We start from the raw sequence: 13,141 nt of genomic DNA, 5'->3' as shown, positions 1-13,141 counted from the left end.
CCAATTTATTGAGCCTCTTTGATTGATATGGCAGCCAAATGACTGAAATTACAACTTTAAGCCAGTTTTTAACCACAGCCAAAACCCAGTTCCAAGTGTATGATCTTGGCCGTAGGGTGCAACATATTGATATGCTCGCGTTTCACCAAATAGAATCTCTCGCTACCCCTTATCCTTACCCTATTCAAGGACATGCGCAGTTTGCTATCGTCTTTTGGGATGCGAGTCAGCAACACTTTATTTGGTTTCTAAAACTGGCGTTAGATGAGCAAGGATTACTGTCGCCCGCGCCTCGCTCACAATTTATCGAAATGATATTAGCGGCACTAGGGCAAGATCCCACTCAGCCGCTCAGTGATGAGCAGCAAGAACGACTCGCAAATAATCCGTTTAACTTCAAGCCAAGCCAGGAAAAACTGGCCGTATTTAACGCACTTGTTCGTAAACAACTTGGCCAACGCGCTTCATCACAATACGAGTTTGCCGTGCAATATCTGTCAGGCCAAGTAGCCCCATCACAGTGGCAACATATTGGAATGCAAGGCATAGCCGATGTGTGTGTACGCACAAAAGAATTTGATCATGAGCAGCACTTGGTATCGAGTTTTGATACAGCCGCCATCGAAGTGCAAATCGCCCTATGTCAATGTCTTGAACACTTACTGCTTAGCGACACACTCGCCGATAAGATTCTCGCGAAACTTCAAGACGCAGCGCCAGAGCACCAAGCCTATTTCCTTCGCGCTTTGGCTTCTAGCGCCAAACACAGCCAAAAAGCGTTTGCGCATCTACACGGCCAATCCTCTTTAGATACCAATGCCCTCATCAGCATTGCCGGACGTAACTGGTCGGTATTAAAACAAGATTCAAGTCGCAGTCTTTACTTAGAAGCTCTGGCACTGCAGCCCCAAGCCTTTTTTAATCAGGTCTTTGCTGATATTGTGGCAATTCCTAGTTTGCGCAATCAACTACTAGGCGAATTAAGAAATCCCAATCGAAGTGTTCAACTATCACAAGCCATAGGTGGTTTGTTTAAGGCAGCTAGCAAATGATGTCAGATTTACTGTTAATTATTGGCCTCGTCGTGATTGCCGCATTCTTTTGGCAACTACGCCAAATGGCAGAGTTGAGCCGTATTTTTGCCGAAAAAGAATGTTGGCGACAAAAAGTTCAACTGTTAGCCATTGCCATGGAAACTGCCCGCCCTAGCATTGGCGGCACGACGGGGATCTGCTGGAAGGCGAAATATTTATTTGAATTCAGCACCGACGGCATTAACCAGTACAGTGGCCATATTTGGATGCAAGGCAAGAAAATTCAAAAAATCGAATGGCCTATCTTCCCGGAGCCCGAATGGCAAGAGGCGCCGACAGCGCAGGGGAAATTTGGCGGTTGTGGTACGCAAAGCGGCTGTAGCTCAGGCAAGTGTCATTAAGTATTATCGACTATGATGCCCAAATAAGCTGTTCGCCAGAATTGAGAATAATCAGTTATTCTCTGGTGCTGCAAAATAACTCACTGTAAAAGTTATAAAAGAAAGGGCGCGGCCCTAAAGCCACGCCCTCCTATTCTCTGTTAAGCTATCCCGCTATTTTTGTGCTCCCTGCACCATCCATGCGTCAATCTGCGTCCTGCTTCATCCCTGCTCAATCCTTGAGGTCCTTGTACTCATGTACTTCCCTATCTCTTGGTCATCCAGTCCCAAGCTTGCTCTTTCCTGAGCGGTTCCATCATCATCCATGAAACGGGTATTGCATCCATTCAATTTCAATTGCACTCCCTGTGCCATTGCCATCCTATGCAATGAGTCTATCAATCCTTGATAGTCTCCCTTCCTTGGTATTGGCTCTCTTTCATCCTGAAAGGCCTATATCCCTATCTTTCCTTAAGTCACATTCCTTAGTCACTGTTCGATCATCCTGATCGCCAACATCCTGTTGCCCGCAATTCCTTCTACAAGATGAATTCTACGCCAACCAACGAAAGTACTCATTGTGGATTATTTAAAATGTTAACAAAAATGGTGAGCCCAACTGATAACAAACAGGTTAACCTACTGATATAAATTAAAATAATAACTAACCCAGAGACATAACCACCCTTTAGAATTACAAATTACTTACATACTTGTGAGAGACCTCTTACACGGAGGATGGCAATTCAAATCAAAAGTAAGCAAGTGCTAGATGTTCTCCCCTGAAGGACTTATGCATAAACCGCTATCGCTCAAAATTCGACAAGCATTCGGCGAATGACCAGAACACAGAGAGTAAATCATTGGCAATAAGAGAAGTAAGACTGGTAAACATGTTTTACGGCAAGATGTCTTTAAGCAGCGTTAAGATAAAGTCTGTGTGAATAGCGTTATAGCTTGGCAAAGCCAGATTAATGCTGAAAATGAACCAAAGAAAAGGGCGCAACTAAAGTGCGCCCCATTTATCCTTTGTAAGCCGTCCTGCTCGATTTGTGCTCCCTGCACCATCCATGCGTCTGCTTGCGTCCTGCGTCGTCCCTGTAATCCCTTTTCGTCCCTGTGTATCAAACTTACGTGAGATAACACTCAGTCCCTTGACCTGTAAATCCTTTTTACAGAGCCTGTCACTTCCTATGACTTATTCCTATTGCATCCTGCAAAATTTATTTTCCATAGATTAGTACAAGCTGTTCACCCTTATACTTTATCCTTATCTCGACACATCCTGTTTCGAGTTCATGCTTAATCCTTAAGCGTGTCCTGTATTCTTCCTGAAATTCATCATCCTGACGATACAACTCACTGTCCCTAATCATCCTTGAAAAGCAATCCTGCTTTTCCAGCAATCCTGCTTTTCCTTAGCCTATCCGAGGCGAATGACAGTTTTCCTACCGTCAGCGATTTCAACCTTGAAATCTTAATTCGTTGCTTCTTGCGTCCCTTTGGCCTGTTTTGCTTTCCTTGCTATCCATTTGCTTTGGCCATGAGTGAATTCTACGTTAACCCTAACGTTTTTGTTCGGCTCAAAGAACGGACTACAAGATTAATTACGGACCAACCAAAGAAAAACAAATACAACCCAATGATTCTATTTAAAATTAAACATTGCAGGACAAAAAACAATCAAAAAGAAAACATTATGTCCTACAACGTTTGTAAGCGATCTCTCACACTGGCATGGGCATCTCACTCGGGCAATTTTTTTAATGTTTAAAAAAGCGGCGGATCATCTGAGCAAACATCACCCAATCTGCCATCAAACTGTAAAAAGGATACTGAAATGTCGCGGGTCGATTCTTCTCAAATACGAAGTGTCCCACCCATGCAAAACCATAACCAACAATAGGAATAAACCAGCATAGCCACCAGGCTTGTGAAACCAAGGCAATGCCAATCAGCAGCAGAACTAAACAACTGCCAACAAAGTGTAATTGCCGACAAGTCGGGTGCTGGTGTTGGGATAAATAGAAAGGATAAAAATCGGCGAAACGTTTATAAGAGTTAGTCATCTTGTTGAACCGAATAGAATAAAAGCTGGCCATGGATACTGCCGATACTCAGCTCGCCTATGGATACAAAGTCATGCTGAGTAAACAGTTGCAAGTGGTTCTCCTGAGCGATAAACACACCAATGCCATCCAAATCAGGCTGCTCATCACACCAACTCACCACAGCTTGCACTAACTTATGTCCAAGTCCTTTGTGCTGTTCATTTGGTGCAAGAGCAATAAACTGCAAAATACCGCAGTGCTTACTGGGTAAAAGTTCAATAATACTGGACTCTTTGTTCATTAGTGCTTGAGTCGATTGCCAACCTGTACCTAACAACATCTTTAAGCGCCAATGCCAATAACGCCCTTCCCCTAAAGGCACTTCTTGAGTAACTACACAGGCTAACCCAAAGAGTCTTTCATGGTCGAATAAACCTATGAGGGCTTGTTTTTGTTGCCATAACGTATTGAGTTCTTCCCTGATTGCGGCGCGCAATTTTTGCTCATAAGCGGCTTTGTCTGAGGTAAAGAGTGAATCGACAAAAAAAGGATCATCATGGTAAGCGTTATAGAGAATAGAAGCGGCAATGCGTAAGTCTTCCGCGGTCAAATAGACTGCGCGGCAGTCCTCCAGAATTTCATTGTCCATCGTTAGCATTCCTTGACTTAGCTCACACTTTTTTATGCGTAACTGTTAATCTACCAAGGAAACTAAAAAGTGCAAATTTTAATCATAGATTGCATTTTTCAATCAGGCGCTTACTCTAAACGAAGGCACTATACTGAAAAGGAAATAATGATGGATACAACTCCGGTAGACTTAAGCCACTTGTTTGAGCAACTCGGTTTAGACAGTAGCGACGAGGCCATAGCGCAGTTTATTGCAACCCATGATATCGACCATCACATCCATTTAAGCCAAGCGCCCTTTTGGACCCCTGCCCAAAAGAGCTTTATCATTGAAGGTTTAGAAGCCGATGCCCTCTGGACTGAGCCCATTGAGCAATTAGACACTCAGCTACGTAAACGATAAGACTCGTTGGTTCAGATTTTACCGTAAGCCGTTTCGCCCCAACCCACTAAGGCATTGTTGCTCAGCACGATAGGCGTGCATTCATCCTTAGTGGTTTTTCCATCGCCATTATTACGCTGGGTACGATAAAACAACACTAAGACTTCTTTATTGGCTTCACCTTGTTGAGCACTTTGTTGAATATAGGCTTCACTAAAATCAGCGGTGCCCATTAAGATCATCACTTGGTCTTTAGGCATACCTAAGCTCAGTTTGGTTAAGTTAGTGCGATTTTTATCCTGCACTTTCTCCCAAGATTCGCTGCTATCCCAGCCCGATTCTCCATCACCGACATTGACCACGCAGCCGCTAAGACCTAAGCTTGCGAGCCCTAAAAAAGTGATGGCGATAAGTTTGTTATTCAATTTATGGTTCATCATATGACATCCTGTGTAATTATTATTGAAGCTTAAAAAATGGTATTTCGGCTGGACAATAAGCAAAATAAATGCCACAAGACAACACACTGTTTTTAAATGAAAAAATTAATTATTATTTTAAAATTGGTTTAAACAATTCAACAAATTAAGGAATTTTGCTAATTATGAGTCCCCTTGACCAAGTATTAGCGGCCGCACGTTCGCTCGAAGCCTGCGGTAAAGTACCGAGCCTTGCCTTAATTAAAACCCGTTTAGGTAGTAGCCTACCTTTACCTATATTGATCCAAGGCTTACAGCAATTTAAATCTATGCCTAAGGCAGATCGCGAGCGTTTAGCTGAGTTGCAAACTATCAGCCCTACAACTGACGTTCCCGCAACTAACGATACCTTAACCCTTGCTGTGCTCGCCGAGCGCATGCAGATGCAACAGGCGTATTTTGAACGTCATGCTGAGCAGCAAAAAACAGAAATAATGCAATTAAAAAACGAACTGCTTGAACTTAAACAACGCATCAACTTATTAGAAATCCAAGGAAAAACAGCTTAATGTTTGTCACTGAACTGCGCTTCGAATGCTTCGCCGACACCACGATATCTGCCGCCGAGAAGGCCATTAATCAGCTCCTTGAAGCCTATCGAGCTAATGGCCAAATCTTAGGACGAGAATTTGCGGTCGCCTTTAATGACGGTGAGTTTAGAGTGCGTTTATTGATGCCAGAGAAAAGCAGTTTAGCGCACAAATATCACAGCCCTTGGGTCAAAAAAGCCTTAGTAGAATTAACCGACGCTAAACTACTCGCGCCGCGGGAAAAGTTTATTGGTCAGGATATCAATTCTGAAGTAAGTAATACCGAAACACCCAGCTGGCAACTGCTATACACCAGTTTTGTGCATATGTGCTCGCCCCTACGCAGCGGCGACAATTTATTGCCCATTCCCCTGTACCGTATACCCGCAACCTTTAATGGCGATCATAAACGTATTATCCGTTGGCAGAGCGAATGGCAAGCCTGCGACGAGCTGCAAATGGCGGCGGCCACTAAGGCAGAATTTGCCGCGCTAGAGGAATTATCGAGTCCTGACAGTGATTTATTTCGCAGAGGTTGGGATTTGCGCGGTCGTATCGAATATCTCACTCAGATCCCGACCTATTACTACTTATATCGCGTTGGCGGCCAAGATTTGGCCTCAGAAAAAACACGACCTTGCCCATGTTGTGGCAGTCATGATTGGAAACTCGATGAACCTTTATTGGATATGTTCCATTTTCGCTGCGAGCCTTGCCGCATAGTGTCGAATCTGTCTTGGGATCATCAATAACATCTGTTTATCCCCTTGCAAAACTCAACCTAAAATAAGCCACGCTTAGGTTGAGTTAATACCTAGGTTAATAATAAAAATGTCGCTCACAGAAGTTAACGTTTACCGAAAAGGTTTTGCCACATACGTTTAAAACTGGCGAAAATACCAGGATGTTCTAATGCGGGCATAGGTAGTTCTTCATGTTTAACGGGTGGTGCTATCCGTGGCGATAATGCTTCAATAAACGCAGTCAAACTCGAGGACAATTGCTCAGATTGCACTTCACCAGGGATTTCAATCCATACGCTACCATCACTGTTATTGATGGTGAGCATTTTATCTCCCTCATCTAACAGACCGATAAACCAAGTCGGTGACTGCTTCAGTTTTTTCTTCATCATCAGATGACCAATCAAGTTTTGTTGCAGGCAGTTAAAATCGTCATCATTCCAGACTTGCAGTAACTCCCCTGTGCCCCACTTAGAGTCAAATAATACTGGGGCGGAGAAATAATGACCGTAAAAATCATTGATCTCTGGCCATAAAGTTAACTCCAGTGCATGCTCTACATTGGCGAAACAGCCTTCAACTTTGCGTTTCACTGGCTGCCAAGAAACAGCCTGTTCAAGATCCGGTTGAAATTCGCCCTGAATACACACAGAAGGCTCACCCTGTGGGTAATAACGCGGTAGTTCACCTAAACTCGTTAAGTAAGCTTGATGATAGTTTTGCAAAAATTTATCGAGTGCGGGCAGACAAGACACTTAAGCACAATCCAATTTCAGGTATAATGTGCGCCTATTTTGACATGGAAACAGTATTGATGACACAGAATCACGATCCCTATAGTGATGCGCAAGCGCTTGTTGGCCTGACTTTAGGTAAAGCCACCGACTACCAAGCCGAGTATGATGCGTCGCTGCTGCAAGGGGTTCCACGCTCACTAAACCGTAATGCTATTGCACTCACTGGGACGTTACCGTTTCATGGTGCCGATATCTGGACGGGTTATGAGCTGTCTTGGTTAAATGCCAAAGGTAAGCCTATGGTGGCCATAGCTGAATTTCATTTAAGCTATGAAAGCCTGAATCTGATTGAGTCGAAATCGTTCAAACTGTATCTCAATAGCTTTAATCAAACCAAGTTTGATAGCCTAGATTCACTGCAAAAAACCTTAGTGCAAGACTTAAGTCAGTGTGCTCAAGGTGATGTTAGCGTTAAGATTATCGAGCCAAAAAGCTTTGGTATTCAGCGTATTATTGAGTTACCAGGCACTTGTATTGACGATCTCGATATTGAAGTCAGCGATTATAGTTTTAATCCTGATTACTTAGTTAACAGTACAGACGATAAGCAAACGGTCGCGGAAACGCTTAATTCAAACCTGCTGAAATCCAACTGTTTGATCACTTCGCAACCCGATTGGGGCAGCGTGATGATCCGTTATCAAGGCCCTAAAATCGATCGCGAGAAACTGCTGCGCTATTTGATTTCTTTCCGCCAACATAACGAATTCCACGAGCAATGTGTCGAGCGAATTTTCGTCGATTTAAAACGTTTTTGCCATTGCACTAAATTGACAGTTTACGCCCGCTACACGCGTCGCGGTGGTTTAGATATCAACCCTTATCGCAGTGACTTCGAGCAACCTGGTGAAAGCCACAGACTCGCAAGACAGTAATGACCTTCTTAGGCTATTAGATTAACAATCTGAGATAGAAAATAAGGTTTAAAAACTGCAACAAAGCTCTGAATCGCTAGCCCTAGCTGCTCGCTAGATTCAGAGCTTTTTTATTCACAGTGTTTGCACTCGCATTGAGCAATAAACGCCGTAACCATTGATGGCTCGGGTTTTGGGTATATTTACTGCTCCACACCATATACAAATCAATTGGCCGAGTTTTCAGGGGCATAGATAAAATCTGTAAGCCGAACATCTCAGCGTACTGACTGGCGTACCGCAAAGGCGCTATGCCTATCGCCTCACTTTTGCCAACAGTTGCAAACATACTCAATAAAGATGATTGCTCACTGTACATTTTGCGCCTTGGTAACACGCCTTCGGTAAACAAATCCCCTGCAGTCAAATTAAAACGCCGCATATTTAAAAAGACGTGTTTCTCCTCAAAATACTGCCCATGGGTGATAGCACCTTGAATACGAGGATGCTGCCGACTGGCGATACAAACTAAATTTTCGGTAAAGAGCAATTTGCTCGAGAGCAAACTTTGCTGCGCGGGCTTAATGTCTATGGCAACGGCTACCCGCTCAAGCAAAATATCGCGATATAGCTCATCCTCCTGCGGCGGCGACTCGCGGAAAATCACTTCAATATCAGCAGTCTGTAACAAAGCCTGCACGCCTGATTGCAGCGCTTCGATAACCGACTCATTAGCATATACATAAAAGCGCCGCTGGCTCGTGTTGGGATCAAAATGCTCAAACCCCAGTAATACGGTTTCAATATCCGCCATGGGCTGCTCAAATTTACGGTACATCTCCCTTGCCACCGATGTAGGCTCAATTCCCCGTCCAACCCGATTAAACAGCGACTCCCCGACCCAAGCCCTAAACCGGCTTATCGCATTACTCACGGAAGACTGAGTTAAATCTAACTCCTGTGCCGCTTGGGTGAATGAACGAGTACGGTAAACCACCATAAACACGCGTAATAAATTTAAATCTAATGGCTTTCGTGTCGGCATAAGGGAGTGCACTCATTCACTATATGAATATTACAACCCAAGCTAACTCGAGTTATCTAAATACACAAGCTGGCTATACTCAAACCATCAACGACACTATCCCACTTTTCGGTAGGTAAAATAATGCAAAAATCTTTGATGACAATGAGTATTATCGCAAGCTTCTCTTTAAGCGCCGTGGCCGCTGAACACGAGCATGAACATATCAGCCTGCACTATCAGGGAAAGCCTGCCACCGAGCAAACCATTGCGGTAAATAAAACCTCAGCAGCAAGCCTTAATTTTGCTGACAAAAAAGCCTTTGAAGAGTTTTCTAAAAATCTTATTGCTGAACTCGATGAACCAACAGCAGCCATTTTACGTGCCGATTTCAGCTTTATTGGCGACAAAACTCCAGACACAGTAAACCCTTCACTTTATCGCCAAGCTCAATTGAATATGGTGTCTAACGGCTTATACAAGGTCACAGATGGCATTTATCAAGTGCGTGGCACAGACTTATCGAACTTAACCCTTATCCGCGGTAAAACGGGTTGGATCCTTTATGACGTGCTGCTGACCAAAGAAGCAGCAAAATTATCCCTCGAGTTTGCGCTAAAACACTTGCCCGAGGGCAATAACTTACCCGTAGTCGCGATGATTTATTCCCACAGTCATGGAGATCATTTTGGCGGCTCCCGCGCCATCAAAGATATGTTCCCAAACGTCAAAGTCTATGGTTCCAATAACATCACCAAAGAAATTGTCGACGAAAATGTGCTTGCCGGTAATGCCATGAGCCGCCGCGCCGCCTATCAATACGGCGCAACATTAGAGCGAAACGATCAAGGCATTGTCGATGCCGCACTTGCTAAGGGATTATCCAAAGGCGAAGTGACCTACGTTAAACCCGATGTCACCTTAAATGCCAAAGATAAGTGGGAAACACTCACCATTGATGGCATCGACATGGTGTTTATGGATGCATCAGGCACAGAAGCCGCCTCGGAAATGGCCACCTATATTCCCTCAATGAAAGCATTGTGGACCGCTGAGCTCACCTACCACGGCATGCACAACATTTATACCTTACGCGGGGCAAAAGTTCGAGATGCGATAAAATGGTCTAAGGATATCAACGAATTACTGACTCATTTTGGTAATGATGCACAGGTTATATTCACTGCCCACTCAGCCCCCGTATTTGGCAATACTGATATAAACCAATACTTAAGAATGCAAAGGGATAACTATGGCCTAGTGCATAATCAAACCCTGCGTTTAGCCAATAATGGCGTGGGTATTCAAGATATTGGCGATGCGATTCAAACCACTATCCCTAAGGCTGTGCGCGATACTTGGTACACCAATGGTTACCATGGCACCTACAGCCATAATGCCAAAGCCGTGTACAACATGTACCTTGGCTATTTCGATATGAATCCCGCCAACTTAAACCCACTACCGACAAAAGATGAAGCGACGAAATTTGTGGAGTATATGGGCGGTGCCAAAGCCGTAGTGAAACACGCCAAAGCCGACTATGCCCAAGGCGAGTACCGTTTTGTGGCCACCGCACTCAATAAAGTCGTGATGGCAGAACCTAATAACAAAGAGGCAAGACAATTACTTGCCGATACCTATGAGCAACTGGGTTATCAAGCCGAAGGTGCTGGCTGGCGCAACATTTACCTCACTGGCGCCCAAGAGTTACGCGTAGGCATTCAACCCGGCGCGCCTAAATCGGCCTCTGCAGATATTTTAGGAGAAATGGACATATCGACCCTATTTGACTTCCTCGCCGTAAAAGTCGATAGCCTCAAAGCAGCTGAACTTGGGCTAATCAGGCTTAATGTGATTAACCCCGACACCCAAGAAACGCTCTATGTTGAACTAAGTAACGGTAATTTAAGCAATATTAAGGTTGATAAACCGATGGAGGCCGATGCCAATCTTTATATTGATAAACGCTATATTACGGGGATTTTACTCGGAAAAGTCACACTTAAAGAGTTACTGGCTAAGGGTACTGCCAAGTTAGAGGGTGATAAAGATGCCTTCGGTAAGATAGCGTCGACCTTAGTAAAGTTCGATGAAAGCTTTGAAATCGTCCCACTACCAAGCGCGAAATAACCAAATCAACGCCCTGAATCTTCAGGGCGTTTTATGGAAAAATTACACTAGCACTAACCATTCTGACACTTGGCGAGTCGAGTTCTGTAAGCAAAAGAGTGAAGTACGGATAGCCATTTTCACGACATGTCCTCTCTCGCGCACTCCTTAAAGGCCAGATTAAAGTAAGAGAATTAATTCGCTGACTCTGGCGTTGGGACTGAAGTTTTGCACTCAAGCAATAACTGCTGAAAATGCGCGCCTAAGTCTTGCTGGGCAAATTGCTCACTCGCGGTCACCATTTGCTTAAGGCTTTGTAAGGCTTGATCTAAACCTTGTTGCTCGATAAGACTTTTAGCATAGGCCGCCGCATCGGCGCCCTTTTGTAGCAAGCTCGCGACCTGATCAAAACTGATGTCTTGCTCCATTACTTTCTGTAAGTCCCCCAGCAGCTCTGCCACTTTAGCAGACTCCACCAGCGAGCCTTCAACATTGACTAACTTACCCAGCGGATCTTGGCTGAGTTTTTCAGCCACACAGGCCGAAACTGTGCCTGCTGCCGCGCTTTGAGCCACAACATCTAAGCCATTGGCACGAATTTGCTCAACCACTTGCTGCAACTGTGGATCTTGGGCTAACCAAGCCTGCTCCAATTGCTGCTTTTCATCGCCACCAAAATAACCACAACCAGATAGCAACACCATCATAGTGGCAGGTATTAGGCACTTAATCCGTTTCATTGTTAAACCTCATTTATTTCATTCAAATTCAAAATATTATGGGTGTGACTATACCCAGCAATGTTTAACCGAAGATGAATAAGACCAGTTAACCATAATCGGCAAGTAAGGCTTCTATGTTGCTCAGTTGCGCCGTTAGCATTATGGAAATCTCGGTGTTACCAGCATGCCCTAAACTCACGGCAAAACGGTATTCCTCGGTCAAACGCCCAAAATAGGTTTGCCAATACAATGAACTTGCATCAATGGTTTGCAGCGGAATATTAGGATAGACACTCAGCAAAGGCGCTACACCACAGAACGGCATCAACGCTGCATCTTGGTATCTAAGCTCAACCGATCCGGCCACCAATTGCTCGAATGGCTTAAGATGAAAGCCGAAGGATTTAAGCGACTGCGCTAAACCTAGGCCAGTCGCCTTAATATAGGATTCCTTTAACGCCCATAAATCGAAAAAGCGCTGCCGCTGACTCGCTTCATCGACAAGGGTCAACAAAGCCGCAGTTTCTTGGGCGGAAAAATAATGATTTAGGATTGGATAGATATCCGTCTTCGGCCGCGATCTTTCAATATCGACCCCAAATAAACCAGACTCAACACCATGAAACTGAGTCACACCAATCAATAACCAATCGCCGCTATGGCTTAGGTTAAACTCAAGCCCCGTTTGCTGTTGCAATTTTGCCGTTAAACTCGGCTTACCCTTAGCGCCATATTCAAAACACCACTCGTGTGGCGATAAATCCGCATAGCGAGATAACACGGCCCGCAACGCAGCCCTGACCTGTAATCCCTTCATTTGCGCCTTGGGATCGCGATAACGCGCGACCTTAGCGAGTTCATCATCACTTAACCAAGACTGAGCGAGTGATGTTTGCGGCAATGAAATATCGCTCAGTGGAATAAAAAATAGATCCACATTCACGCCGTTTTTGCTAGATGTTCTGGAGTAGGTCATTTGAGGGCCTTGCAGGACAAAGCCTTGCGGCTGATGGTTATCATTGTCTGGCTTTTTGGAGAGCACTTAGCAACATTCTTATCTCGGTATTGTCTAGGTTCATCGTTATCTGAGTTCATTATGCATCTTAAATAGTTTCAACTAAGCCCGAGTTCAATTCTTAGCCACACTCTAATAAGAGCAATTCTTAGCTGCACTCTAATTAGAGCAATTCTTAGAACGACTCTGAACGCCATCCTATGCGCAAATTTTTTGCTGCAATTGCGCCAAGATTTTGCGCCCAAATTAACAGGTTTAGCCGCACAGTCTCATTCATGACGAAAGGGCAGTAAGCCAATATTGGGCTATTTTACCCCGCTAACTCAAAAAAGCGGTCTTTATCGCCCCTAAAAATTTAATTCTTCCACTATCAAAGTATTAAAAAGCC

At 44.3% G+C, this 13,141-nt stretch carries 14 protein-coding genes; 7 read left to right on the top strand and 7 right to left on the bottom strand.

What is annotated here, in order from left to right:
• Nucleotides 1-38 precede the first annotated feature (38 nt).
• Entirely contained in the window at nucleotides 39-1,052 is a 1,014-nt protein-coding gene (locus tag L5M11_RS03520) for a DUF3549 family protein (protein ID WP_263191379.1), read from the top strand.
• Nucleotides 1,049-1,435, top strand: a complete 387-nt coding sequence (locus tag L5M11_RS03515) for a DUF3301 domain-containing protein (protein WP_006080967.1) — start codon at nucleotides 1,049-1,051, stop codon at nucleotides 1,433-1,435. Before L5M11_RS03520 ends, L5M11_RS03515 begins: the two co-directional genes overlap by 4 nt.
• A gap of 1,742 nt (nucleotides 1,436-3,177) precedes the next feature.
• On the opposite strand, the gene L5M11_RS03510 is transcribed toward L5M11_RS03515, so the two are convergent.
• Nucleotides 3,178-3,483 (bottom strand): DUF962 domain-containing protein, encoded by a 306-nt coding sequence (locus tag L5M11_RS03510; protein ID WP_263138099.1) that lies wholly within the window; start codon nucleotides 3,481-3,483, stop codon nucleotides 3,178-3,180.
• A complete protein-coding gene (locus L5M11_RS03505) occupies nucleotides 3,476-4,114 on the bottom strand; it encodes a GNAT family N-acetyltransferase (protein WP_131523813.1) in 639 nt (212 codons plus the stop codon). The genes L5M11_RS03510 and L5M11_RS03505 overlap by 8 nt, the downstream gene beginning before the upstream one ends.
• 150 nt (nucleotides 4,115-4,264) lie before the next feature.
• On the opposite strand from L5M11_RS03505, the gene L5M11_RS03500 reads away from it, so the two are divergent.
• Nucleotides 4,265-4,498, top strand: coding sequence for a DUF2789 domain-containing protein (locus L5M11_RS03500; protein ID WP_028760620.1), 234 nt, complete (start codon nucleotides 4,265-4,267; stop codon nucleotides 4,496-4,498).
• Between the two features lie 11 nt (nucleotides 4,499-4,509).
• Here the strand turns inward: L5M11_RS03500 and L5M11_RS03495 are convergent, their stop codons facing one another.
• Nucleotides 4,510-4,917, bottom strand: a complete 408-nt coding sequence (locus L5M11_RS03495; protein ID WP_028760621.1) for a DUF3192 domain-containing protein — start codon at nucleotides 4,915-4,917, stop codon at nucleotides 4,510-4,512.
• A gap of 164 nt (nucleotides 4,918-5,081) precedes the next feature.
• Between L5M11_RS03495 and L5M11_RS03490 the strand changes: the two genes are divergently transcribed.
• Both L5M11_RS03490 and L5M11_RS03485 read left to right on the top strand, forming a co-directional pair.
• Nucleotides 5,082-5,465 carry a hypothetical protein gene (locus L5M11_RS03490; RefSeq protein WP_113938966.1) on the top strand — a complete coding sequence of 128 codons (384 nt, stop codon included), beginning with the start codon at nucleotides 5,082-5,084 and terminating at the stop codon, nucleotides 5,463-5,465.
• On the top strand, nucleotides 5,465-6,238 hold the full coding sequence (locus L5M11_RS03485) for a Zn-ribbon-containing protein (protein WP_263191378.1): 774 nt from the start codon (nucleotides 5,465-5,467) through the stop codon (nucleotides 6,236-6,238). The genes L5M11_RS03490 and L5M11_RS03485 overlap by 1 nt, the downstream gene beginning before the upstream one ends.
• A 95-nt stretch (nucleotides 6,239-6,333) precedes the next feature.
• Here the strand turns inward: L5M11_RS03485 and syd are convergent, their stop codons facing one another.
• On the bottom strand, nucleotides 6,334-6,984 hold the full coding sequence (syd, locus tag L5M11_RS03480) for a SecY-interacting protein (protein WP_263184691.1): 651 nt from the start codon (nucleotides 6,982-6,984) through the stop codon (nucleotides 6,334-6,336).
• Nucleotides 6,985-7,043: 59 nt separating this feature from the next.
• Here syd and queF point away from each other — a divergent pair, with 59 nt between their 5' ends.
• Nucleotides 7,044-7,901 carry an NADPH-dependent 7-cyano-7-deazaguanine reductase QueF gene (gene queF, locus L5M11_RS03475; protein WP_105249734.1) on the top strand — a complete coding sequence of 286 codons (858 nt, stop codon included), beginning with the start codon at nucleotides 7,044-7,046 and terminating at the stop codon, nucleotides 7,899-7,901.
• A gap of 82 nt (nucleotides 7,902-7,983) precedes the next feature.
• Here the strand turns inward: queF and L5M11_RS03470 are convergent, their stop codons facing one another.
• Nucleotides 7,984-8,925, bottom strand: coding sequence for a LysR family transcriptional regulator (locus L5M11_RS03470; protein WP_263191377.1), 942 nt, complete (start codon nucleotides 8,923-8,925; stop codon nucleotides 7,984-7,986).
• Between the two features lie 123 nt (nucleotides 8,926-9,048).
• Between L5M11_RS03470 and L5M11_RS03465 the strand changes: the two genes are divergently transcribed.
• Nucleotides 9,049-11,037: an alkyl/aryl-sulfatase gene (locus tag L5M11_RS03465; protein WP_263165799.1), complete on the top strand. Its 1,989-nt coding sequence runs from the start codon at nucleotides 9,049-9,051 to the stop codon at nucleotides 11,035-11,037.
• Nucleotides 11,038-11,210: 173 nt separating this feature from the next.
• On the opposite strand, the gene L5M11_RS03460 is transcribed toward L5M11_RS03465, so the two are convergent.
• Nucleotides 11,211-11,756, bottom strand: coding sequence for a hypothetical protein (locus L5M11_RS03460; RefSeq protein WP_105249737.1), 546 nt, complete (start codon nucleotides 11,754-11,756; stop codon nucleotides 11,211-11,213).
• 88 nt (nucleotides 11,757-11,844) lie between these two features.
• Nucleotides 11,845-12,714, bottom strand: a complete 870-nt coding sequence (locus tag L5M11_RS03455) for a 4'-phosphopantetheinyl transferase family protein (RefSeq protein WP_317629701.1) — start codon at nucleotides 12,712-12,714, stop codon at nucleotides 11,845-11,847.
• Nucleotides 12,715-13,141 lie beyond the last annotated feature (427 nt).

Origin of the sequence: Shewanella sp. SM87 (assembly GCF_025653705.1) — a bacterium.
Taxonomy (GTDB): Bacteria; Pseudomonadota; Gammaproteobacteria; order Enterobacterales; family Shewanellaceae; genus Shewanella; species Shewanella oncorhynchi.
This window is presented reverse-complemented; position numbering and strand designations above follow the sequence as displayed.